Source organism: Pseudomonas sp. F2 (assembly GCF_057174385.1).
In genome coordinates this window covers 5,263,186-5,286,966 of sequence record NZ_CM169904.1, presented here as the reverse complement: position 1 = coordinate 5,286,966, position 23,781 = coordinate 5,263,186, and the positions used below count along the sequence as shown (strand labels likewise).

Sequence of the window (23,781 nt, the reverse complement as noted above, 5' to 3'; positions counted from 1 at the left end):
GACGTTTATGCCTTTCACCCTCAGCGGTTTTTGCGAGTACCGCGAAGAGATTCGCAAGAGCCGCTTCATCACCTTCGCCGCGCCGATCGCCAGCCCCGCTGACGCGCAGGCGTTCTTCGAACAACACAGCGACCTGAATGCCTCGCATAACTGCTGGGCGTGGAAACTCGGTGCGCAATACCGCAGCAACGACGATGGCGAACCCGGCGGCACTGCCGGACGGCCGATTCTGGCAGCCATTGAGGCGCAGGATTGCGATCAGGTCGCAGTGCTGGTGATCCGCTGGTATGGCGGCATTCAACTGGGCACTGGCGGTTTGGCCCGGGCCTATGGCGGCGGCGCGAACAAGTGCCTGCAAGCGGCGGCGAAAGTCGAGTTGATCAGCCGTGTGCCGCTCAGTTGTGCCTGCGGCTTTGCCGAGCTGGCGCTGGTGAAGCTGCGGGTGGCGGACCTGGGTGGTTTGGTCGTGGAAGAAAACTTCACTGCCAATGGTGTTGAGTTGCAGTTGGCGGTGGGTGAGGCGCAGATCGAGTTGCTGCAAACGCAGTTGGCGGATTTGAGTCGTGGGCGGATTGTGCTGCAACGTTAGATGAGCAAAAGATCGCAGCCTTCGGCAGCTCCTACACAGGATTTAGCGCTTCCCTGTAGCAGCTGCCGAAGGCTGCGATCTTTTAGGGCAGCCCACAATCTGCTTATTCCACAGAGTTGCCCACATCCGCTGTGCACCCGACTGTGGATAACCTGAGTACATTCCGCTGTAACCCTTCTGTCACGTGGCTTTGCGCGATTTGCTCATTTTTCGTCCACTCCACCTGGAAAAAGACTAATCCCGCGTAAAAACAAATAGTTAGCGCTGTTTATCACCAATGGAAGATAGCACCGCTGCGCTTATGCCAAGGATTCCCAATTGCACACAAATACTGTGGAGCAACCTGTGGATAACCCGTTCATGGCTGGCGCAGTCGCAGGGTCTGCATAGGTCCCACGCATTTGCTCGTTTTTTGATCAGTTGCCTACGGGCAAAACTGGAGCCTGATCAACGGCTTTGCTCTCAATTGGTGCCGTACCTCCCGAACATTTGCCCTTCGACGCTCTACAGCAACCGTTGCCGTACGAGGGCCGCCAAGGTTCCTGACTCAATGGCCAGGAAATTGCTTTATCCACAGGCACAACTCCAAGCCAGTCGAGCCTGTCATGCCAAGCCCAGATTCAACGCCGCGCCTGCAACTGCGCCAGATCAGCAAACGCTACCCCGGTTGTCTGGCCAATGACGCCATCGACCTGAACATCGCGCCCGGAGAAATCCACGCCCTGCTCGGTGAGAACGGCGCGGGCAAAAGCACGCTGATGAAGATCATCTACGGCGTGACCCAGGCCGATGCCGGCGAAATGCTCTGGCAAGGTCAGCGGGTGAATATTCGTAATCCGGCGCAGGCCCGGCAGTTGGGGATCGGCATGGTGTTCCAGCATTTCTCGCTGTTCGAAACCCTCAGCGTCGCGCAGAACATTGCCTTGGCAATGGGCGCCACGGCCGGCACGCCGAAACAACTGGAGCCGACAATTGCCGACGTATCGCGCCGCTACGGCATGGCGCTGGAGCCGGAGCGACTTGTCCACAGCCTGTCGATCGGCGAGCGGCAACGGGTGGAGATCATTCGTTGCCTGATGCAGGACATTCGCTTGCTGATTCTCGACGAGCCGACGTCGGTGCTGACACCGCAAGAGGCCGAGGAATTGTTCATCACCCTGCGCCGTCTCGCCGCCGAGGGCTGCAGCATCCTGTTTATCAGCCACAAACTCGCGGAAGTGCGCGCGCTGTGCCATAGCGCCACGGTTTTGCGCGGCGGGCGGGTCGCCGGGCATTGCGTACCGGCCGAATGCTCGGATCAGCAGTTGGCGCAAATGATGGTCGGCGAAGCGGCGGCACTGATTGGCGAATATCCGAAGGTCAGCGGTGGCGCGGCGTACTTACAGGTCAACGGCTTGAGCTGGCACAACCCCGATCCGTTCGGCTGCTCGTTGAGCGACATCAGCCTGCAAGTTCGCAGCGGCGAAATCGTCGGTATCGCCGGGGTCGCGGGCAATGGACAGGATGAATTGCTGGCGCTGCTCAGCGGCGAGCAAACCCTGCCCCGCGACAGCGCGACATCGATCTGTTTTGCCGGGCAAGCGGTCGGCACTTTGCGCCCGGATGCGCGGCGCCAACTCGGACTGGCGTTCGTCCCGGCAGAACGCCTGGGCCATGGCGCGGTGCCGGAATTGAGCCTGGCCGACAACGCCTTGCTCACGGCTTTTCAACAAGGGCTGGTCAGCAACGGTTTGATCAAGCGCGGCAAAGTCGAAACCCTCGCCCAACAGATCATTCAGCGCTTCGGGGTGAAAACGCCCGATAGCCAGAGCGCCGCGCGCAGTCTCTCCGGCGGCAATCTGCAGAAATTCATTCTTGGCCGGGAAATCCTCCAGCAACCGAAACTGCTGATCGCCGCGCACCCGACCTGGGGCGTGGACGTGGGCGCCGCCGCGACCATTCACCGCGCGCTGATTGCCCTGCGCGATGCCGGCGCGGCGATTCTGGTGATTTCCGAAGACCTCGACGAACTGTTCCAGATCAGCGACCGCCTCGGCGCCCTGTGCGCGGGGCGTCTGTCACCGCTGCGAAACACCACCGACAGCCTGCTGAGTGACGTCGGCGGCTGGATGGCCGGGCAATTCAACGACGCGCCTTCATCGGCCACGCTTTGACGGAGTTTCCCCCTATGTTGCTTTCCCTCGAACCCCGTGGCCAGCAATCGCGCCTGATGCTGTGGTGCTCGCCGTTGCTGGCGGCGCTGCTGACATTGGGTTGCGGCTCGCTGCTGTTCATTGCCCTCGGCCATGACCCGCTGCAAACCCTGCACACGCTGTTGATCGCGCCGATCAGCGACCTGTATGGCGTCTCCGAACTGTTGGTCAAGGCGCTGCCGATCCTGCTTTGCGCACTCGGTCTGGCCGTGGCGTATCAAGCACGGATTTGGAACATCGGCGCTGAAGGTCAGTTGCTGTTCGGCGCGCTCGCCGGCAGTGCGTTGGCGGTGAACATCATCGATATGCAAAGCCATTGGGCACTGGTGCTGATCCTGCTCACCGGCACTTTCGCCGGTGCCGCCTGGGCCGGGCTGACGGCGTGGTTGCGCACGCGTTTCAACGCCAACGAAATCCTCACCAGCATCATGCTCAACTACATCGCACTGAACCTGTTGCTGTTCTGCGTGCACGGGCCGCTGAAGGATCCGGCCGGCTACAACTTTCCCGAGTCGGCGATGTTCGGCGACGCCAGTCGCCTGCCGCTTCTGATGGAGGATGGTCGGGTTCATGCCGGGGTGTATTTCGCTTTGCTTGCGCTGGTCGCGGTGTGGGTGTTGTTGCAGAAAAGCTTCGTCGGTTTTCAGATCAAAGTGCTCGGTCTGGATAAACGTGCGGCGGGGTTTGTCGGCTTTCGCGAGAAACGCCTGATCTGGCTCGCGCTGTTGATCAGCGGCGGTTTGGCCGGGCTGGCCGGGGTCTGCGAAGTGACCGGGCCGATTGGGCAATTGGTGCCGCAAGTCTCGCCGGGCTATGGCTATGCAGCAATCACCGTGGCGTTTCTCGGCCGGCTGAATCCGATCGGGATTCTGTTCTCAAGCCTGCTGATGGCGCTGCTGTACATCGGCGGCGAAAGCGCGCAAATGACCCTCAACCTGCCGCAAGCCATCACCCAATTGTTTCAGGGAATGATGCTGTTTTTCCTGCTGGCCTGCGACGTGCTGATTCTCTATCGGCCACGCCTGAAACTGCGCTGGGCACGGCGCACCTCGACCACCGCCGTAACCGCCGGAGCGCTGTGATGGATATCGATCTGCTGAGCAATATTTTCTACGCCATGGTGCGCTGCGGCACGCCACTGTTGTTGGTGGCGCTGGGTGAGCTGATCTGCGAGAAGAGCGGCGTGCTCAACCTCGGCCAGGAAGGGATGATGCTGTTTGGCGCGGTGATCGGTTTTATCGTCGCCCTCAACAGCGGCAACCTGTGGCTCGGCGTGTTGTTGGCGATGCTTGCCGGGGTGCTGCTGTCGTCGCTGTTTGCCTTGGTGGCGCTGGTGTTCAATGCCAATCAGGTGGCGACCGGGCTGGCGCTGACGATCTTCGGCGTGGGCCTGTCGACCTTCGTTGGCGCAGCATGGGTCGGCAAGCCACTGGCTGGATTCGAACCGTTGGCGATTCCGTACTTGAGTGAGATTCCGCTGATCGGCCGCATGCTGTTTGCCCAGGATCTGCTGGTGTATCTGTCGTTCGCGCTGTTTGCGCTGGTGGCGTGGGTGATCATCAAAAGCCGTGTCGGCTTGATCATTCAGGCAGTCGGCGAGAACCCGGACGCGGCCAGTGCGATGGGCCTGCCGGTACTGACCGTGCGCACGCTGGCGGTGCTGTTTGGCGGGGCGATGGCCGGTCTGGCCGGAGCCTATCTGTCCCTGGCTTATACGCCGATGTGGGCCGAGAACATGACCGCCGGACGCGGCTGGATTGCCCTGGCGCTGGTGGTGTTTGCCAGTTGGCGCGTGTGGCGGCTGTTGCTCGGGGCTTACCTGTTCGGACTCGCCAGCATCCTGCACCTGGTGGCGCAGGGCTTGGGGCTGGCGATTCCGTCGAGTCTGCTGGCGATGCTGCCGTATGTGGCGACGATTGTGGTGTTGGTGCTGTTGTCGCGGGATGCGGTGCGGACTCGGTTATATGCGCCGGTGTCGTTGGGGCAACCGTGGCAGGCCGGGCATTAGGGTGATGATGTCACTGGCCTCATCGCTGGCAAGCCAGCTCCCACAGTGGCGGTGTTGTCTACATGATGTGCGAGCACCGCTGAGCGGCCTGCGAATTTGAGAAGCAAGCATGCTAAAGCCTGGAGTATGCTCCGGGGTCAACAGCTCTTTTGAGAGCCGGTTCGATGTGCTGCGACGAGCGTTGCAACAACGACTCGGTCAGGCGTGTCCATTGAATCCGTGAACCGTAACTTTCAAGGAATTCCGTCATGTCCCAGGCAAAACACGCACTGATCATCGGCGCCTCCCGCGGCTTGGGCCTCGGGCTGGTGAAAACCCTGCTGGCCGACGGCTGGCAAGTGACCGCCACCGTGCGCAATCCGCAAAAGGCCGAGGCGCTGCAAGCGCTGGGCAAGGTGCGGATCGAGAAACTCGACATGGACGATCAGCAAGCAGTGATCGCCCTGAGCCAACAGCTCAAGGGCGAGACTTTCGACCTGCTGTTCGTCAACGCCGGGGTCAAAGGCCCGGAAGTGCAAACCCCGGGCGGCGCGACCCTGGCCGAAGTCGGCCAGTTGTTCTTCACCAACGCCGTGGCGCCGATCAACCTCGCGCAACGCTTCGTCGGGCAAATCCGCGATGGCAGCGGCATGCTGGCGTTCATGAGTTCCGGTCTGGGCAGCGTGACCGTACCGGACGCGCCGGAGCTGGCGCTGTACAAGGCCAGCAAGGCTGCGCTGAACTCCATGACCAACAGTTTTGTCACCCAGTTGGGCGAGCAGAAACTCACCGTGCTGTCGCTGCATCCGGGCTGGGTAAAGACGGACATGGGCGGTGAAGGTGCTGACCTGGATGTCGAGACCAGCACCCGTGGGCTGATTGATCAGGTGAATGCTTATACCGGCAAGGGTGGGCATTACTTCATCAACTACAAGGGTGAAACCATTCCCTGGTAAGCACTGAAAACCACCTGTAGGAGCTGCCGCAGGCTGCGATCTTTTGATTGTAAAAAACAAGATCAAAAGGTCGCAGCCTTCGGCAGCTCCTACAGAGGGTGATGTGTTGGCTTGTCGGGTTGGGCTTGCCCGCTGCCGCGATTTGTTTGAAACTCCGCACCTCGTCCATCGCGGCGACCCTGGATCAGCAGACAGGGCAACACTGAGCTGGCAACCCTGAACCCCACTTTCAGAGGAGCCGGCCACAATGCCTGCGACCCGTACCTGGTTAAAAAATCCCCTCGCCATTTTCACGGCCAACGCGCTCGATGCCCGTGGCGGTCTGGTGCTGCAAGACGGCGTGATCGTCGAAGTGCTGGCGGCCGGTCAGCAACCGTCCGCGCCGTGCAATGAAGTGTTCGATGCCCGCGAGCATGTGATCCTGCCGGGCCTGATCAACACCCACCACCACTTCTATCAAACCCTGACTCGCGCCTGGGCGCCGGTGGTCAATCAGCCATTGTTCCCGTGGTTGAAAACTCTGTATCCGGTGTGGGCGCGGCTGACCCCGGAAAAACTCGCCCTCGCGACGAAAGTGGCTTTGGCTGAATTGCTGCTGTCGGGTTGCACCACCGCCGCCGACCATCATTACCTGTTCCCGGACGGTCTGGAAAACGCCATCGACGTGCAAGTCGACACCGTGCGTGAACTGGGCATGCGCGCCATGCTCACGCGCGGTTCGATGAGCCTCGGCGAGAAGGACGGCGGCCTGCCACCGCAGCAGACCGTGCAGGAAGGTCAGGTGATTCTCGACGACAGTCAGCGCCTGATTCACGAGTACCACGAGCGCGGCGACGGTGCACAAATCCAGATCGCTCTGGCGCCTTGCTCGCCGTTTTCGGTGACCCCGGAAATCATGTCGGCCAGCGCCGAACTGGCGGACAAACTCGATGTACGCCTGCACACCCATCTGGCCGAAACCCTCGACGAAGAGGATTTCTGCCTGCAGCGTTTCGGCCTGCGCACCGTGGATTATCTGGACAGCGTCGGCTGGCTCGGCCCGCGCACCTGGCTGGCCCACGGCATCCACTTCAACCCGGACGAAATCGCTCGCCTCGGTCAGGCCGGCACCGGTATCTGCCATTGCCCGAGTTCGAACATGCGCCTGGCTTCCGGCATCTGCCCGAGCATCGATCTGACCGATGCCGGCGCGCTGTTCGGTCTGGGTGTGGACGGTTCAGCCTCCAACGATGCGTCGAACATGATCCTCGAAGCGCGGCAGGCGTTGTACATCCAGCGTCTGCGTTACGGCGCCGAGAAGATCACCCCGGAACGCGTGCTCGGCTGGGCAACCAAAGGCTCGGCGAGCCTGTTGGGGCGTACCGACATTGGTGAACTGGCGGTGGGCAAGCAGGCGGACCTGGCGTTGTTCAAGCTCGATGAGCTGCGTTTCTCGGGGAGCCATGATCCGATTTCGGCGCTGTTGTTGTGCGGTGCCGATCGTGCCGATCGGGTGATGATTGGTGGCCAGTGGCGGGTGATTGATGGCCAGGTTGAAGGGCTGGATCTGAAAGGCCTGATCGCCGATCACAGCCAGGCGGCTCGACAGTTGATCGCCGGTACCTGATCCAATAAAGAACCCTGTAGGAGCTGCCGCAGGCTGCGATCTTTTGATTTTGAAAACAAGTTCAAAAGATCGCAGCCTGCGGCAGCTCCTACACCGGATTTGTGGTGGGCTTAGAGACCCAACAGCGACAGCATGATAAACGTCGCAAACAGCACAAAGTGGGTCATGCCTTCGATGGCATTGGTCTCGCCGTCATTCAGGTTGATCGCACTGACGATCAGCGTGATGAAGATCATCACCGTCTGCACCGGGGTCATCGCCATTTGAAACGGCTGGCCGGTGTACAGCGCCATCGCCTCCATCACCGGCACGGTCAAAATCACCGTCGACAGTGACGCGCCCATCGCAATGTTCACCACCGACTGCATGCGATTGGCCAACGCGGCACGCAACGCCGTCAGAATCTCCGGCGCGGCGGAAATCGCCGCCACCAGAATCGCCGTGATCACCGGCGGTGCACCCGTGCCTTCCAGGCCCAGATCGAGGGTCTTGGACATCACTTCAGCCAGTGCGCCGATCACCACCACGCCGAACACCAGAATGCCGATCGACCACGCCAGGCTCAGAGGCTTCGGTTCATTTTCCACCGGCTCTTTCTTGCGGCGTTTATCTGGGTAGCTGTAGCTGAAAAAGTAACTGTGCGGGCCGACCTGCATGCGCAGGAACAACGCGTAAAGCACCACCATCGCACCGATGGTGAACGCTGAATAAACCTTCCAGTTGGCTGCCGGAATAAACTCCGGCACCACCATCGACACGCCCATGGCGGTGAGGATCATCACGCTGTAGCTGCGTGCCGAATCATCGTTGTACGACTGCTCGCCGTGCTTGAGTCCACCCATCAGCGCGGCGAGGCCAAGGATGCCGTTGATGTCGAGCATCACCGCCGAATAGATCGTGTCACGCACCAGCGTGGCGGACGCTTCGTTGCTCATCATGATCGCCAGGATCACCACCTCCACCAGCACTGCAGCGAGGGTCAGGATCATCGTGCCGTAGGGGTCGCCGACTTTTTCGGCGAGCAGTTCGGCATGATGGGCAACGCGCATCGAAGCCGCGACGATGAAGGCGATCAGCACCAGACCGCAGATCAGCGCGACGATCTGGCCGCTATGGAGCATCCAGTGTTCCAGCGGATAGGCGATGCACGCGGCAATCACCGCCAGCAGCAGAAAGCTTTCTTGCTTGAAAATCGTGAGCATGGCGGGCCTTTTTGCCGAGAGGTTCGAATGAGCTACTGACTGCGGCGCGGCGCTAACGTTTCGTTACACCTTAGCGCACCAGCCGATAGCGTGAATCCGCTGACTTGCACTGCGTTGGTTCCGGCGCTGAAAAGATCGCAGCCTGCGGCAGCTCCTACAGGTTTCCCATTCCCCTGTAGGAGCTGCCGCAGGCTGCGATCTTTTGCTTTGTTGTCCTTTTGGTCAGCAATTTGCATTGCCCCTGACCACACACAACAAAATGGAGCTCCAATTCATGCAAATACGTCCGCTGCACAAACTGCTGTGCGCCGCCATCGGTCTGGGGATCAGCCTGAGCGCCAGCGCTGCCGATCCGCTGAAGGTCGGTTTCGTCTACATCGGCCCGATCGGCGACCACGGCTGGACGTATCAGCATGAACAGGGGCGCAAGGCGCTGGCGGAGAAATTCGGCGCGCAGATCAGCACCAATTACGTTGAGAATGTGGCCGAGGGCGCCGACGCCGAGCGGGTGATCCGCAACATGGCCAAGGACAACTACAACCTGATCTTCACCACCTCGTTCGGCTACATGAACCCGACGCTGAAAGTCGCCAGGCAATTTCCCAAAGTGACCTTCGAACACGCCACCGGCTACAAGCAGGACAAGAACCTCGGCACCTATCTGGCGCGCACTTACGAGGGTCGCTACGTCGGCGGCTTCCTCGCGGCGAAGATGACCAAGACCAAGAAAATCGGCTACGTCGCCTCGTTCCCGATTCCGGAAGTGATCCGCGACATCAACGCGATCCAACTGGCCCTGAACAAGTACAACCCCGGCACCGAGATCAAAGTGGTGTGGGTCAACTCGTGGTTTGACCCGGGCAAGGAAGCCGATGCCGCCAACGCTTTGATCGATCAGGGCGTGGACGTGGTGTTCCAGCACACCGACAGCCCGGCGCCGATCCAGGCCGCTGAACGGCGTGGCGTGTACGCCGTGGGTTACGCCTCGGACATGGCGCACTTCGGCCCGAAAGCGGTGCTGACTTCGATCGTCAATGACTGGGCGCCGCATTACATTCAAGCGACCCAAAGTGTGATCGACCACAGCTGGAAATCCCAGGATTACTGGGGCGGGCTGAAAGAAGGCACGGTTGAACTGCCGATCAGCGAGCTGGTGCCGGCACCTGTGAAAGCCGAGGCCGAACAGATCATCGCTGACATCAAGAGCGGTGCGCTGCAACCGTTCACCGGGCCGATCAAGGATCAGGCCGGCGTGGAGAAAATCCCTGCCGGGGTGAGCGCAACCAATGCCGAACTGGCGTCGATGAACTACTACGTTGAAGGCATGAAGGCCGAGATGCCGAAGTAATCTCTTCAAACTTGCATCGTCCCCGTGGGAGCTGGCTTGCCAGCGATGGGGTCCTCACATTCAACATCATTGTTGCCTGTCAGACCGCTATCGCTGGCAAGCCAGCTCCCACATTTGATCTTCAGCGTTCTCAAGGATTGTGTATGGATCAGCTTCCGGTCATCGACATCAGCCCGCTCTATTCCACCGACCAAAACGCCTGGCCCGCCGTCGCCGCGCAGATCGACCAGGCCTGCCGCGAATGGGGCTTTTTCTACATCAAGGGCCACCCGATTTCCGCGCAGCGCATCGACTCGCTGCTCGACCACGCCCAGCGTTTTTTTGCGCAACCGGCAGAAGAAAAACTGCGGATCGACATCACCCAGACCCGCCACCATCGCGGCTACGGCGCCATCGCCACCGAACAGCTCGACCCGGACAAACCCAGCGACCTCAAGGAAACCTTCGACATGGGCCTGCACTTGCCGGCGGATCATCCCGACGTGCTCGCGGAAAAACCGCTGCGCGGGCCGAATCGCCATCCGGCGCAAGCGGGCTGGGAAGCGCTGATGGAGCAGCATTACCTCGACATGCAGGCCCTCGCGCAAACCCTGCTGCGGGCGATGACGATTGCGCTGGGGATCGAACGCGACTTCTTCGACTCGCGCTTCGTTGAACCGGTCAGCGTGCTGCGGATGATCCACTACCCACCGCGCCACACCGCCAGCAGCGCCGAGCAGCAAGGCGCCGGCGCGCACACCGATTACGGCTGCATCACCCTGCTCTATCAGGACAGCGCCGGCGGCCTGCAAGTGAAGAACATCAACGGTGAATGGATCGACGCGCCGCCCATTGACGGCACCTTCGTGGTCAACCTCGGCGACATGATGGCGCGCTGGAGCAATGACCGTTATCGCTCGACCCCGCACCGGGTGATCAGCCCGCTGGGGGTGGATCGCTATTCGATGCCGTTCTTCGCCGAGCCGCACCCGGACACCCGCATCGAATGCCTTCCCGGTTGCCAGGACGCACAGCATCCGGCGAAATATCCGACCACCACCTGTGCCGAATTCCTGCTGTCGCGCTTCGCCGATACCTACGCCTATCGTCGCGAGCCGCAAGCGGTCTGATGGATCGCTTGGTCAGGTTTTGCCAATTGTTTCGGCGCGCATCTGTAGAATGGCCGCCATCTGCACCTGATGAGAAAAGAATATGTACGATTGGCTCAACGCCCTGCCCAAGGCTGAACTGCACCTGCATCTGGAAGGCTCGCTGGAGCCCGAGCTGCTGTTCGCCCTGGCCGAACGCAACAAGATCGCCCTGCCGTGGAGCGATGTCGAAACCCTGCGCAAGGCTTACGCCTTCAACAACCTGCAGGAATTCCTCGACCTGTATTACCAGGGCGCCGACGTGCTGCGCACCTCGCAGGATTTTTACGACCTGACCTGGGCCTACCTGCTGCGCTGCAAAGCGCAGAACGTGATTCACACCGAACCGTTCTTCGACCCGCAGACCCACACCGACCGGGGCATCCCGTTCGAAGTGGTGCTCAACGGCATCGCCGCGGCACTCAAGGATGGCGAACAGCAACTGGGCATCACCAGCGGTTTGATCCTGAGCTTCCTGCGCCACCTGAGCGAAGACGAAGCACAGAAAACGCTGGATCAGGCGCTGCCGTTCCGTGATGCGTTTGTCGCCGTCGGCCTCGACAGCTCGGAGATGGGTCACCCGCCAAGCAAGTTCCAGCGTGTGTTCGACCGCGCCCGCCACGAAGGCTTCCTGACCGTCGCCCACGCCGGTGAAGAAGGCCCGCCCGAGTACATCTGGGAAGCCATCGACCTGCTGAAAATCCAGCGTATCGACCATGGCGTACGCGCCATCGAAGACGAGCGCCTGATGCAGCGGATCATCGACGAGCAGATCCCGCTGACCGTGTGCCCGCTGTCGAACACCAAACTCTGCGTGTTCGATCACATGTCGAAGCACAACATCCTCGACATGCTCGAGCGTGGAGTGAAGGTCACCGTCAACTCGGATGACCCGGCGTACTTCGGCGGTTACGTCACCGAGAACTTCCACGCGCTGCACGAACACCTGGGCATGACTCAGGATCAGGCCAAGCGCCTGGCGCAGAACAGCCTGGATGCGCGCCTGGTAAAACCGTAAGCAACACCGCATAACCGATGTGGGAGCGAGCCTGCTCGCGAAGGCTTCTTGTCAGTCACAGTTTGAGTTGTCTGACACTCGGCTTTCGCGAGCAGGCTCGCTCCCACATTTACACCGGTGTCGACTCTGTAAGCTCTTCCAGCGTCTTGCCCCGCGTCTCCATCCCGAACAGCCACACCACCCCCGCCGCAATCGCAAAGCACAGCGCACCCAGCGCAAACACCCCGCCCTGCCCGGTAATCGGGAACACCAGCCCGGTCACCAGCGGTCCGAGCAGGGAACCGACACGGCCAATCGCCGAGGCAAAGCCCGAGCCCGTGGCGCGCGCCGAAGTCGGGTACAACTCCGGTGTGTAGGTGTAGAGCACCGCCCACATGCCGAACAGGAAAAACTGCATCAACAATCCCGAGCCGATCAACAGCGCGACATTGCCCCCAAACACCGCACTTTGGCCGTAGATGAACGCCATCACCCCGCCGCCCAGCAGAGTGACGATGCACACCGGTTTACGCCCCCATCGCTCCACCAGCCACGCCGCCATCAGAAACCCGGGAATCCCGCCCAGTGAAATCAGCACGGTGTAATACACCGACTGGGTCACGGCGAAACCCGACTGCTGCAACAAGGCACTGAGCCACGACGTCAGTCCGTAAAAACCGAGCAAGGCGAAAAACCACAGACTCCAGATCATCGTCGTGCGCTGGCGGTATTGCGGCGACCAGATCTGCTGCAGGGCCGAGAAGAAGTTGCCCGGGGGCGTCACTGTCCTTGGCAGGCGCACCGGCTCAGGTAATGTCGCAACGCCAAGAGACGTGCGCACCCGTGCCTCGATGGCGCCAAGAACCTTGTCCGCCGCTGCGTGACGTCCGGCCTGCTCCAGCCAGCGCGGTGATTCGGGAATGAAAAAACGGATCGCCAGCACAAACACCGCCGGTACCGCCAACACCAGGAAGATGTCGCGCCAGCCAATCAACGGCAGCAGGAAGTAAGACAGTACGCCGGCAGCGACAAAACCCAATGGCCAGAAACCGTCCATCAATGCGATGTAGCGCCCGCGCCGTTGCGCCGGGATCAGCTCCGAGAGCATCGACTGCGCAATGGGAAACTCCATGCCCATGCCGATCCCCAGCAGGATGCGGAACAGCGTCAGGCTCTCGACCGTTTGTGCGGTCGAACACAGATAACTGGCCACGCCCCACAGCACGATGCTCCACTGAAACACCGGTTTGCGCCCGAAGCGGTCGGCGAGCATGCCCGACAGCGATGCCCCCAGCACCATCCCGAAAAAACTCGAACTGGCGAGCAGGCCGGCTTGTGCACTGCTCAGGCCAAACTCGCTTTTGATCGAGCCGAGCAGGAACGTCATCATGGCCAGGTCCATGGAATCGAAAAAGAACGCCAAGGCGATGATGATGAAAATGCCCCGGTGATAACCGCTGAGCGGCAGCCGTTCCAGGCGTTCTGCCGCGCTGAAGTTTCGCGTATCCATACCTCATCCCCCATCCACGAAGTGTGCGGACCGAGTGTGCGCGATAACGCCTCAACGCTTTTTCTGGATACGACCTGTTCGCAGTCACAGACGACGCAAGCCCCGAAGTGTTGACCGGCGAATGCTCTATTACGCCAGTTCCAGCTCGACTTCCTTGGCGAAACAGTGGATTTCCCGCTGTCCGGCCGGCGTGACTTGCAATGCGCGAGAATCCTTGGGCAGCACCAGCCAGCCGGACTGCATGAACAATTGCAGCAACGCGGCGCCCAGTGAACCGCCCAGATGCGGACGGCGTTCGCTCCAGTCCGGACAGGCACACGCCACCTGGGCCTTGCGATGAGCCAGGGCCTGAATGAACACTCCGCGATTTGCCAGCTGCGTCGAGCCTTTGAGCGTCACCACGACCCGCTGCTCGATCTGTTCGATCCAACCGGCATCGAGCAAACGCTGGTACAGATCGGCGGCCAGCGTGCCGCCCAAATGATCGTCGCAAAAGCGCGCACGCAGCAGCGAGGACGGCGCGGTTCGTGGATTGTTGATCGGCGTCGAGCGTTTGAATACGTGAGGGACGTCCCGCGGCGCACTGGCGATCGTGGCACTGGCCAGGGCTTCAATGGCGGCTGCGATTTCCGGAGCCGCCAGGCGGAAGAAGCGCTTGCGTCCACGGACCTCGACTTTCAACAGGCCACCCGCGGACAAACGCCCCAGATGCGCACTGGCCGACGACGGCGACAGCCCTGCCAGCAGCGCCAGCTCCTCGGTCTGGCGGGCCGAGCCATCCATCAACGCCCACATCATCGCGCTGCGCTTGGGGTCGGCCAGCAGCGTGGCGATCTGGCTGATGCAAGGTGCATGTTCCATGTATTCACTCCCTGTTGAATCGTATCGTCTACTGCTCGAAGACATCTTGACCAGTAATGTGTCGTCGGCCAAGACGGGTAAAACGCCATGAGCCGGTGCAAGCCAGGTCAGCGCTGCCACACCCGTCGATGGCGTGTTCACAGCGTTTGTATGGCACAGGCACGGCCCTGGAAAAACCGGCCTGATTCTGCCCTGGCCGGTTGTCGGTGCAGGTTTGAGGCGGTCGCTAGTATAAGCGGGATGCACGCGGCTTCCTGCGCCGTGGCTGACGCGAATGGTGATAGTTCCTGAGTGAAATTTCGCTAATTGCCTGCGACTAATGATCAACTTTCGGGAAATGGGGAAATTGACTACTCAATTCGACGCATCGGCTGGCGAGCATTTCCCTTAAAAGGTTTACCGGCTTACTCAATTGCGCGCGATGGGCGCACAACAGATTCAGCGGAGCACGCTCGCAGAGAAGCTCCGGCAGCAACACTTTGAGGCGTCCGGCGAGGACATCGGTGCCGACATCGAGCCACGATTTATAGGCAATCCCCGCCCCCGCCACCGCCCACAACCGTACGACGTCGGCGTCATCACTGAAGCGATCGCCACTGACCGTCAGACCGACTTCACGCTTGCCGTCATGAAAACTCCAATGGTCATGCACGCGGCTGCCGAGCATGTACAGCAGGCAATTGTGCTGCGCCAATTGTTCGAGCTGACGCGGCTCGCCGTGGCGCGCCAGGTAGGCCGGCGAGGCGCAGAGCACGCGGCGATTGTCCGGGGCGATGGGCAGGGCCACCAGACTCGAATCTTCCGGTTCGCCGTAGCGCAGGGCGATGTCCACTGGCTGGCGGAACAGGTCGGCGATACGGTCACCGAGCAACAGCCGCACGGTCAGCTTCGGGTGCTCGCGCTGAAACTCGTCGAGCCACGGCAACAGCAGGTTACGCCCGAAATCCGAAGGCGCCGATAACTGCAGGATGCCGCTGACCTGATCCTGCGCGCTGGAGAGAAAGCGCCGGCCCTCGTCCAGCGAACCGAGCGCGGCCCGGGCATATTCGAGAAAGCCTTCGCCCTCGGCGGTCAGGCGCAGGCTGCGGGTCGAACGCGCCAGCAAACGCACGCCAAGTTGCTGCTCGATGCGTTTGAGCGCGGCGCTGGCGACCGCGGCAGACATGTCCATCACCCGCGCGGCTGCCGACAGACTGCCCAGGTCCGCAGCGCGAACGAACAACTGTAAATCGTCGAAACGCAGCATTCTCAGCCTCGATTATCAAAATAAAATTGAAAGAGACTGCTCTTTTAGCCGGTTTTATCGCGCCGAGAAATAGCCAATGATTGGTCCAAGCCCATTTATCCCGCGACTGGAGCCAAACATGTCCCAAGCATTCACCGCCATCGCCACCCTGATCGCTAAACCCGGTCAGCAGGACACCCTCGAAAACGCTCTGTGCGCACTGGTTGAGCCGAGCCGCGCCGAGGAAGGCTGCGGCCAGTACGACCTGCACCGCGACCTCGCCGACCCGCTGACTTTCTATGTGATCGAACACTGGGCCAGCGAAGAAATCCTCCAGACGCACAACGCCAGCGCGCACTTCCAGAATTTCCAGGCCACAGCCGGCGACTGTATCGAACACTTCCAATTGAAACGCCTGGGCAGCATCGCCTGAGCCCTTCTTCTATTACCGCTACGGAGCAAGTCATGAAAGCCATCGCCTATTACGCTTCCCTGCCGATCAGCGACGAAAAATCCCTGCAAGACATCGAACTGCCGGAGCCGGTCGCCGGCCCGCGCGACCTGCTGGTGGAAGTCAAAGCCATCTCGGTCAACCCGGTCGACACCAAGGTGCGGCAGAACGTGGCGCCGGAAAACGGCGCGGCAAAAGTGCTGGGCTGGGACGTCGCCGGCGTGGTCAAAGCCGTCGGCAGTGAAGTGACGCTGTTCAAGGCCGGTGACAAGGTGTTCTACGCCGGCTCCATCGCCCGTGCCGGTGGCAACAGCGAACTGCACGTGGTGGATGAGCGGATTGTCGGCCACATGCCCAAGTCCCTGGGTTTCGCCGAAGCCGCTGCCCTGCCGCTGACCGCGATCACCGCGTGGGAATTGCTGTTCGAACGCCTGCAGATCCGTGAGGGCAAGACCGATGAAGGTCAAAGCCTGCTGATCGTCGGCGCCGCTGGCGGCGTCGGTTCGATCCTCACCCAACTGGCCCGCCAGTTGACCGGCCTGAAGGTGATCGGCACCGCGTCCCGTGCACAGACTCGCGACTGGGTGACTGAGCTGGGCGCCGATCTGGTGATCGACCACAGCCAGCCGTTGAGCGAAGAGCTTAAGCGCGCCGGCATCGACCACGTGACCCACGTCGCCAGCCTGACCCAGACCGATCTGCACCTCGATCAACTGGTCGAGGCCTTGGCGCCGCAAGGCAAACTGGCACTGATCGACGATCCCAAGTCACTGGATGTGAGCAAGCTCAAGCGCAAGAGCCTGTCGCTGCACTGGGAATTCATGTACACCCGCTCGCTGTTCGAAACCCCGGACATGATCGAGCAGCACAAACTGCTCAACCGCGTGGCCGAGCTGATTGATGCGGGGACCTTGAAGACTACGGTGGGTGAGCATTTCGGCACGATCAATGCGGCGAACCTGCGACGCGCGCACGAGTTACTGGAAAGCGGCAAAGCCAAGGGCAAAATTGTTTTAGAAAGTTTCTGAAAACCCGAACGTCGTCATCAGCGCCAGTCCTTTAAGGGCCGGCGCTGTTTTTTGCCGTCAGTCAGATGCTTGATCGTTGTCACAAATGCGATCGTATTCAGGTCTACACTCGAACCCTCTGCGATGCATCTTTTACACAAGGGAGGTCAGCAATGAAGATCCTGATAAAAGAAGTGGCAAAGTCTCAATGGCAGGTTCGTCTGGACCAGCACGCCGTGACCTTTCGCAGTGAAGCCGAAGCCCTCGCCTTCACCCGTACCCTCGAAGCGCGCCTGCACGCGCCCCATCAGATTCCCCAGCCCGGACAACAACGCGCCGTCGGCTGACGTTCAGGCTTCGGCCTGTGCTTGCGCCAGTGTCCGGGCATTCTGCAAACGCCGGGTGTACATCGCAATGCTCACCACCAGCAGTCCGCACAGGCTGATGACCATGGCCATCGGCATGGCGCTGCCGTCGTGCAGGACCCCCACCAGCGAGGCCGCGCCGGAGGCCACGCTGAATTGCAGGCAGCCCATCAGCGCCGAGGCACTCCCGGCGCGCGCACCCTGGCCGTTCATCGCACATGCCGCAGCATTGGGCAGGATGCAGCCGAGGCTGGCAATGCACACGAACAACGGAATCAACAGCGGCCACAATGCTTCGGTGTGCATCGCGCTGACCGCGAGCAGCGAAACGCCGGCCAACAGGTATACCCACACCGCTCGCGCCAGCAGGAAGGACGGACCGCGCTTGGCCAACAGCCGCGCGTTGACCTGAGCCACCAGAATGAAACCCGCTGCATTGGTACCGAACAGCCAGCCGAAGTGCTCGGCGGGTACGCCGTACAGTTTGATGAAGACAAATGGTGAGCCGGCGATGTAGGAAAACATTCCGGCGACCGCGATACCACCAGTCAGTGCGTGGCCGAGAAACACCCGGTCGCCGAACAACCGGCCGTATTGACGCAACGCACCGGACAGCGGCTGGCGCGGCACGGAGGCCGGCAGGCTTTCCGGCAACCCCAGCGCCACAGCGAGGCCGGCCAGTGCACTAAAGCCGGTCAGCACGAGGAAGATCGACTGCCAGCCCGTGGTGTTGACCAGCAGACCGCCGAGCAGTGGTGCAAGGATCGGCGCCAAACCCATCACCAGCATCAACTGCGAGAAGACTTTCGCCGAACCGACGGCATCGCATTTGTCGCTGACCACCGCCCGGGAAATCACCATCCCCGCGCAGCCGCCCAAGGCCTGGACGAAGCGGGCCCCGATCAGCCATTGCAGATTGGGTGCATAGGCGCAGGCCAATGAGGCCAGCGTGAACAGGCCGACACCGACCAGCAGCGGCAGGCGCCGACCAAACCGGTCGGCCACCGGGCCATACAACAACTGCCCGATCGACAGACCGGCGAAATACGCTGCCAGGGTCAGCTGGACGTGCTTTTCATCGGTGCCAAAGGCCAGCGCCATTGACGGGAACGCCGGCAGATAGAAGTCGATCGCCAGCGGACCGAAGGCGCTCAAGGCACCGAGAATCAGAATGGTACGGAAGTTCATCAGGCATCCAGGCTGGATTGGAGTCGGCAGCCCGACAGTCTAGCCGCGCAAAGACACCTTGAACATTCCGATAGCTCGCTAACTATTAAAAAGTCAGACGAACTGCACTGTGGAGTTTGCCTGCAAAGATCAAAAGATCGCAGCCTTCGGCAGCTCCTACATTGGAATGCGTTTCCTGTAGGAGCTGCCGAAGGCTGCGATCTTTTGGCTTTTGATCATCCGGCGAGTTTTACCGGGTAGCCCTCTTCGCTGATGACCTCGATCACCTGCTCGGGGCTGAGCGAGCTTTCGACGCCGACTTCTTTGGCTGCCAGATCGACCCGCACGCTGGCTGCCGGATCTTTCGCCTGCACGGCGTTGGTGATGGCTTTGACACAGTGGCCGCAGGACATGCCTTGAACGCTGAACACTTGCATGGAGGGACTCCTTTGAGTGAGGTTGCCGGCAGTGTCGAGCTTGCCACCATGGCAAGGTCAAGTTCTGCGTAAAACTGCCGGGCTGGCAATCGGCGCTGCGCTCAGCCAAGCTGCGTGCATCAATGACTCAAATTCAGGAGATTCAGCCATGCGCTGGTCAGCTTTCAGCCTGTTTGGCTTGCTCAGCCTCTTTGCCGCCCTGCCTCAGGCCAATGCGACCGGTGAGGACTATGCGGTTCTGATCATCTCGCGCGAGCGCCTGGAAGTGCCGACTTCCTGTGAGATTGGCGTATATCTCAATGACGAACTGGCGGCGCGCCTGCTTCAGGAGCAGACCACTTCGTTCAATCTGCCGCACGGCACGATTTCCATTCGTCTGAAACAATTGCCTGGCCAGATGCCGGGGTGCCAGGCAGGCATGCTCGCGCCGCCCGCGCAGCAGATCTCGCTCAAGGCCGGCGATGTGCTCAAGTACCGGATCGCGGCCAACGCCAAAGGGCTGTACCTGCGACCTGCCGCCCTCGAATATTGAGTCAACGAAAAAGATCGCAGCCTTCGGCAGCTCCTGCATTGGAATGCAATCCACCTGTAGGAGCTGCCGAAGGCTGCGATCTTTTGCTTTTCAGATTGGCGCTTGACCTTGCCCGCATGGCAAGGTTGATCCTTGTAGACATCTTCTACAGGGAGTAAGACCGATGTCCGATTCCATCACTTTCGATCTGCCGATTGCCGGCATGACCTGCGCCAGTTGCGCCGGGCGTGTCGAGCGGGCGTTGCGCAACGTCAGCGGCGCCAGTGGCGTCAGCGTCAATCTCGCCACCGAACAGGCCCGCGTCCAGGCACCCGGTGACAGCTTGCCGGCGTTGATGGAGGCGGTTGAACGCGCCGGTTACAGCGTCCCCCAACAAACCGTGGAGCTGAGCATCGACGGCATGACCTGCGCCTCGTGCGTCGGTCGCGTCGAGCGCGCCCTGAACAAAGTCCCCGGGGTGAGGAGCGTCAGCGTCAACCTCGCCAACGAACGCGCCCACCTCGAATTGCTCGGTCAGATCGATCCGCAATTACTGCTCGACGCCGTGAGCAAGGCCGGTTACTCGGCCAGCGTCTGGCAAGCCGAACATCCCGCAGCGGATAACCAGCAACAGCGCCTGCAACATGAACGCTGGGCGCTGATCTGCGCCATCGCTCTGGCCTTGCCGCTGGTGCTGCCGATGCTGCTGCAACCGTTCGGTATTCACTGGATGCTTCCGGCCTGGGTGCAATTTGCCCTTGCCACGCCGGTGCAATTCATTTTCGGCGCACGATTTTATGTGGCCGCGTGGAAAGCCGTGCGTGCCGGCGCCGGCAACATGGATTTGCTGGTCGCCCTCGGCACCAGCGCCGGATATGGCCTGAGCGTGTACGAATGGGCCACCGCCGCCGGGCGCATGCCGCATCTGTATTTCGAAGCGTCAGCGGTGGTGATTGCGCTGGTGCTGCTTGGCAAATACCTCGAAAGCCGCGCCAAGCGCCAGACTGCCAGCGCCATCCGCGCCCTTGAAGCCTTGCGCCCGGAACGGGCGATTCAAGTCATCGATGGTCGCGAGCAAGACGTGGCGATCAGCGCCCTGCGCCTCAACGATCTTGTTCTGGTCAAACCCGGCGAACGCTTCCCGGTGGACGGTGAAGTGCTGGAAGGCCAGAGCCACGCCGACGAAGCGCTGATCAGCGGCGAGAGCCTGCCGGTGCCAAAACAGCCGGGCGACCAGGTCACCGGCGGTGCGATCAACGGCGAAGGCCGCTTGCTGGTGCGCACCACCGCCCTCGGCGCGGAAAGCGTGCTGGCGCGGATCATTCGGCTGGTGGAAGACGCCCAGGCAGCGAAAGCGCCGATTCAGAAACTGGTGGATAAAGTCAGCCAGGTGTTCGTGCCCACTGTGTTGCTGATTGCCCTCGTCACGTTGATTGGCTGGTGGCTGTACGGCGCGCCTATGGAAACCGCGTTGATCAACGCCGTCGCCGTGCTGGTGATCGCTTGTCCGTGTGCCCTCGGCCTCGCCACGCCGACGGCGATCATGGCCGGCACCGGTGTGGCCGCGCGTCACGGCATTCTGATCAAGGACGCCGAAGCACTGGAGCGAGCCCATGAGGTCGACAACGTGGTCTTCGACAAGACCGGCACGCTGACGTCCGGTACGCCGCGAATCGCCCATTTCAGTGCGCTGGATGGCGATGAAAATACCCTGCTGACGCTGGCCGGTGCCCTGCAGCGCGGCAGCGAGCATCCACTGGCCAAAGCCGTGCTGGACGCGGCCGCCGAGCGCGGGCTGAACGTGCCCGATGTCAGCGACAGCCAGTCCCTGACCGGGCGCGGCATTGCCGGCCATCTTGACGGTCGGCGCCTGGCGCTGGGCAACCGGCGTATGCTGGAGGAAAGCGGCCTCAACGCGGGTGATCTCGCCGGGGCCGCCCAGGCCTGGGAAGCGGAAGGCCGGACCCTGTCGTGGCTGATCGAGCAAAGCCCGGAACCACAAATGCTCGGTTTGTTCGCCTTCGGCGACACGCTCAAGCCCGGCGCACTGCAAGCGGTGCAACAACTGGCTGCCCGGGGTATCCACAGCCATCTGCTGACCGGCGACAACCGCGGCAGCGCGAAAGTCGTCGCCGAGGCGTTGGGCATCGAGAACGTGCACGCCGAAGTGCTGCCCGCCGACAAGGCCGCCACTGTCGCCGAGCTGAAAAAAACCGGGGTGGTGGCGATGGTCGGTGATGGCATCAACGACGCCCCGGCACTGGCCGCAGCGGACATCGGTATCGCCATGGGCGGCGGCACCGACGTGGCCATGCACGCGGCCGGCATCACCTTGATGCGCGGTGATCCACGGCTGGTGCCCGCCGCGCTGGAGATCAGCCGCAAGACCTACGCGAAGATCCGCCAGAATCTGTTCTGGGCCTTCGTTTACAACCTGATCGGCATTCCGCTGGCGGCGTTCGGTTTTCTCAACCCGGTGCTGGCCGGCGCGGCAATGGCACTGTCGAGCGTCAGCGTGGTGAGCAATGCGCTACTGTTGAAAACCTGGAAACCGAAGGATCTGGAGGAGCACCGATGAACATCGGCCAAGCGGCCCGGCACAGTGGCCTGAGCGCAAAGATGATCCGCTATTACGAGTCGATCGGCCTGCTCAAGGCTGCCCATCGCACCGACAGCGGCTACCGGGTCTACAGCGACGACGACTTGCACACGCTGGCGTTCATCAAGCGTTCGCGGGACCTGGGGTTTTCTCTGGAAGAAGTCGGCAAGCTGCTGACCTTGTGGCAGGATCGCCAGCGCGCCAGCGCCGATGTGAAGGCCCTGGCGCGGCAGCACATCGACGAGCTGAACCAGAAGATCCGCGAACTCGGCGAGTTGCGTGACACCCTGCAGGACCTGGTCGAGCACTGTAATGGCGACCATCGCCCCGACTGCCCGATCCTCAAGGAACTGGCGTCGGGCTGCTGCGCGCAACCCGCCCGCGCCTGAGCGCCAACAGCTTAACGGTCAACAACGTACCAAGCGGGATGCCGTGGAACAGCAGCACCACGGCACCCGGCGTCCACCAGCCGTAGAACGGCGCGGCGATCAACATGCCGACACCGAACCCGGTCATTTGCAGCAAGGTCAGGAAGCTGAAAACCGGCAGGCGCAAATGCTCCGGTTCGCGTTGCAGGCGCGACATCAGGCCGACCTCGGAAATGCCGTCACCCAACCCCGCCGGCAGGGAAAACAGCAGCAGACCGAGCAGGCTGTGCTGCTGGAACATCAGGATGAAGCCGCAGGACATCAACGCCACGCCGAAGAAATACCGTCGCTCCAGATCACGGTTATCAGAACCTTTGAGGCCACTGGCAATCCGCGCACCCAGCAGTTTGCCGCTGGCCCACACCGCCAGCATCAGGCCGAGCGTGGTGCTGGCCGAATCGGGTGTCAGCAGTCTGGAGATGATCGGGAAGCCGACGTTGTGCGCGGCACTGCCCAAGGTGTCAGCCATGGTCACGGCGAGCATCGCCGCAATCACCGGAGCACTGCGCAGGCCTTGTTTCAGGGCTGACCACTCGCCGCGTTCGTTGGTCGATTGTTCGCTGACGTCTGCAGCGGCGAAGCGCAACGGCGCAATCAACAACGCCGCCAGCAAGTAGGTCAGTGCGTTGAGCGCGAATACCGTTTCAAAACCGAACGCCGCCACCAGCAAACCGGACACCAGGCTGCCACCAACCATTGCCGCCGATGAAGCCGAGGTGAGCCAGGCATTGGTTTTCAGTAGCTGCGCGGCTTCGATCAGCCTCGGCAATTGACTGTTGAGGCCGATAGCGAACATCGAGTTGCCAAAACCCAGGCCGAAAGCGATCACCGGCAACAGCAACGCCTGCTGGCTCACCGGCAGGATCAACAGCAGGCCCAGCAACACCGCGCGCAGCAGATCGAAGGCAATCAACGGCCCCCGGCCGTTCCAGCGCCGGTAAAAGCGAGTGCCAATCAGGCTGGCAAAAATCCCCCCGCCGACACGACTGGCGAGAAACACCCCGACGCTCATGGCGCTGTTGCTCAGCAGGTAAACGTACGTCGCCAGCGCGACCATGTTGAGGAAAGCGCCGAAGTCGGAGATCAGCCGGGCGCTGATGATGAGGCGGGCGTTCACATTCAATCCTTGAGTGTGCGAGGGCTGACAAGATTCCCACATAAAGTCCATAGACACCACCGGCCCCTGTGGGAGCTGGCTTGCCAGCGAAGAGGCCGG

At 61.4% G+C, this 23,781-nt stretch carries 22 protein-coding genes; 15 read left to right on the top strand and 7 right to left on the bottom strand.

Annotation, left to right across the window (positions count from 1 at the left end; all coding sequences use genetic code 11):
* Window positions 1-7: 7 nt before the first annotated feature.
* The 6 genes from AC193Q_RS23745 to AC193Q_RS23720 all read left to right on the top strand — a co-directional run bounded on the left by AC193Q_RS23745 (window position 8) and on the right by AC193Q_RS23720 (window position 7,330).
* Window positions 8-589: an IMPACT family protein gene (locus AC193Q_RS23745; protein WP_027613645.1), complete on the top strand. Its 582-nt coding sequence runs from the start codon at window positions 8-10 to the stop codon at window positions 587-589.
* A gap of 605 nt (window positions 590-1,194) precedes the next feature.
* Window positions 1,195-2,742: an ABC transporter ATP-binding protein gene (locus tag AC193Q_RS23740; RefSeq protein WP_483878864.1), complete on the top strand. Its 1,548-nt coding sequence runs from the start codon at window positions 1,195-1,197 to the stop codon at window positions 2,740-2,742.
* Between the two features lie 14 nt (window positions 2,743-2,756).
* The gene (locus AC193Q_RS23735) at window positions 2,757-3,863 is read left to right on the top strand and encodes an ABC transporter permease (protein ID WP_121183575.1); all 1,107 of its coding nucleotides are present in this window, start codon (window positions 2,757-2,759) and stop codon (window positions 3,861-3,863) included.
* Entirely contained in the window at window positions 3,863-4,789 is a 927-nt protein-coding gene (locus AC193Q_RS23730; protein WP_121183573.1) for an ABC transporter permease, read from the top strand. Before AC193Q_RS23735 ends, AC193Q_RS23730 begins: the two co-directional genes overlap by 1 nt.
* Window positions 4,790-5,037: 248 nt before the next feature.
* Entirely contained in the window at window positions 5,038-5,724 is a 687-nt protein-coding gene (locus tag AC193Q_RS23725) for an SDR family oxidoreductase (protein ID WP_483878863.1), read from the top strand.
* Window positions 5,725-5,971: 247 nt separating this feature from the next.
* Entirely contained in the window at window positions 5,972-7,330 is a 1,359-nt protein-coding gene (locus AC193Q_RS23720) for an 8-oxoguanine deaminase (RefSeq protein WP_483878862.1), read from the top strand.
* Between the two features lie 110 nt (window positions 7,331-7,440).
* Here AC193Q_RS23720 and AC193Q_RS23715 read toward each other — a convergent pair whose 3' ends face one another.
* Window positions 7,441-8,532: a calcium:cation antiporter gene (locus AC193Q_RS23715; RefSeq protein ID WP_095667620.1), complete on the bottom strand. Its 1,092-nt coding sequence runs from the start codon at window positions 8,530-8,532 to the stop codon at window positions 7,441-7,443.
* A gap of 274 nt (window positions 8,533-8,806) precedes the next feature.
* Here AC193Q_RS23715 and AC193Q_RS23710 point away from each other — a divergent pair, with 274 nt between their 5' ends.
* The 3 genes from AC193Q_RS23710 (at window position 8,807) to AC193Q_RS23700 (ending at window position 12,025) form a co-directional block, all read left to right on the top strand.
* Window positions 8,807-9,880, top strand: a complete 1,074-nt coding sequence (locus AC193Q_RS23710) for a BMP family ABC transporter substrate-binding protein (protein WP_483878861.1) — start codon at window positions 8,807-8,809, stop codon at window positions 9,878-9,880.
* A 143-nt stretch (window positions 9,881-10,023) separates the two neighbouring features.
* A complete protein-coding gene (locus AC193Q_RS23705) occupies window positions 10,024-10,989 on the top strand; it encodes a 2-oxoglutarate and iron-dependent oxygenase domain-containing protein (protein ID WP_239778670.1) in 966 nt (321 codons plus the stop codon).
* 82 nt (window positions 10,990-11,071) lie between these two features.
* The gene (locus tag AC193Q_RS23700; protein ID WP_047291090.1) at window positions 11,072-12,025 is read left to right on the top strand and encodes an adenosine deaminase; all 954 of its coding nucleotides are present in this window, start codon (window positions 11,072-11,074) and stop codon (window positions 12,023-12,025) included.
* 109 nt (window positions 12,026-12,134) lie between these two features.
* Here the strand turns inward: AC193Q_RS23700 and AC193Q_RS23695 are convergent, their stop codons facing one another.
* The 3 genes from AC193Q_RS23695 to AC193Q_RS23685 form a co-directional block, all read right to left on the bottom strand.
* Window positions 12,135-13,514, bottom strand: a complete 1,380-nt coding sequence (locus AC193Q_RS23695; protein ID WP_131671025.1) for an MFS transporter — start codon at window positions 13,512-13,514, stop codon at window positions 12,135-12,137.
* A 129-nt stretch (window positions 13,515-13,643) separates the two neighbouring features.
* Window positions 13,644-14,375 (bottom strand): ArsR/SmtB family transcription factor, encoded by a 732-nt coding sequence (locus tag AC193Q_RS23690; protein ID WP_041067961.1) that lies wholly within the window; start codon window positions 14,373-14,375, stop codon window positions 13,644-13,646.
* A gap of 316 nt (window positions 14,376-14,691) precedes the next feature.
* On the bottom strand, window positions 14,692-15,621 hold the full coding sequence (locus AC193Q_RS23685) for a LysR family transcriptional regulator (protein WP_095667623.1): 930 nt from the start codon (window positions 15,619-15,621) through the stop codon (window positions 14,692-14,694).
* Between the two features lie 118 nt (window positions 15,622-15,739).
* Between AC193Q_RS23685 and AC193Q_RS23680 the strand changes: the two genes are divergently transcribed.
* From AC193Q_RS23680 to AC193Q_RS23670, 3 genes are all read left to right on the top strand, one after another.
* Complete coding sequence (locus AC193Q_RS23680; protein WP_483878860.1) at window positions 15,740-16,033, top strand: putative quinol monooxygenase; 294 nt, start codon at window positions 15,740-15,742, stop codon at window positions 16,031-16,033.
* A gap of 32 nt (window positions 16,034-16,065) precedes the next feature.
* The gene (locus AC193Q_RS23675) at window positions 16,066-17,079 is read left to right on the top strand and encodes a zinc-binding alcohol dehydrogenase family protein (RefSeq protein WP_047291086.1); all 1,014 of its coding nucleotides are present in this window, start codon (window positions 16,066-16,068) and stop codon (window positions 17,077-17,079) included.
* Window positions 17,080-17,231: 152 nt separating this feature from the next.
* Window positions 17,232-17,405 carry a hypothetical protein gene (locus AC193Q_RS23670; protein ID WP_169842458.1) on the top strand — a complete coding sequence of 58 codons (174 nt, stop codon included), beginning with the start codon at window positions 17,232-17,234 and terminating at the stop codon, window positions 17,403-17,405.
* Between the two features lie 3 nt (window positions 17,406-17,408).
* On the opposite strand, the gene AC193Q_RS23665 is transcribed toward AC193Q_RS23670, so the two are convergent.
* Both AC193Q_RS23665 and AC193Q_RS23660 read right to left on the bottom strand, forming a co-directional pair.
* The gene (locus AC193Q_RS23665) at window positions 17,409-18,611 is read right to left on the bottom strand and encodes a multidrug effflux MFS transporter (RefSeq protein WP_131671023.1); all 1,203 of its coding nucleotides are present in this window, start codon (window positions 18,609-18,611) and stop codon (window positions 17,409-17,411) included.
* Between the two features lie 215 nt (window positions 18,612-18,826).
* Window positions 18,827-19,027, bottom strand: coding sequence for a heavy-metal-associated domain-containing protein (locus tag AC193Q_RS23660; protein ID WP_047291084.1), 201 nt, complete (start codon window positions 19,025-19,027; stop codon window positions 18,827-18,829).
* Between the two features lie 148 nt (window positions 19,028-19,175).
* Between AC193Q_RS23660 and AC193Q_RS23655 the strand changes: the two genes are divergently transcribed.
* The 3 genes from AC193Q_RS23655 to cueR all read left to right on the top strand — a co-directional run bounded on the left by AC193Q_RS23655 (window position 19,176) and on the right by cueR (window position 22,526).
* On the top strand, window positions 19,176-19,559 hold the full coding sequence (locus AC193Q_RS23655; RefSeq protein WP_047291083.1) for a hypothetical protein: 384 nt from the start codon (window positions 19,176-19,178) through the stop codon (window positions 19,557-19,559).
* Between the two features lie 163 nt (window positions 19,560-19,722).
* Window positions 19,723-22,116 (top strand): heavy metal translocating P-type ATPase, encoded by a 2,394-nt coding sequence (locus tag AC193Q_RS23650; protein WP_483878859.1) that lies wholly within the window; start codon window positions 19,723-19,725, stop codon window positions 22,114-22,116.
* The gene (gene cueR, locus AC193Q_RS23645) at window positions 22,113-22,526 is read left to right on the top strand and encodes a Cu(I)-responsive transcriptional regulator (RefSeq protein ID WP_007962968.1); all 414 of its coding nucleotides are present in this window, start codon (window positions 22,113-22,115) and stop codon (window positions 22,524-22,526) included. Before AC193Q_RS23650 ends, cueR begins: the two co-directional genes overlap by 4 nt.
* Here the strand turns inward: cueR and AC193Q_RS23640 are convergent.
* Window positions 22,480-23,724: an MFS transporter gene (locus AC193Q_RS23640; RefSeq protein ID WP_239779140.1), complete on the bottom strand. Its 1,245-nt coding sequence runs from the start codon at window positions 23,722-23,724 to the stop codon at window positions 22,480-22,482. The two genes, cueR and AC193Q_RS23640, sit on opposite strands and share 47 nt — an antisense overlap.
* Window positions 23,725-23,781 lie beyond the last annotated feature (57 nt).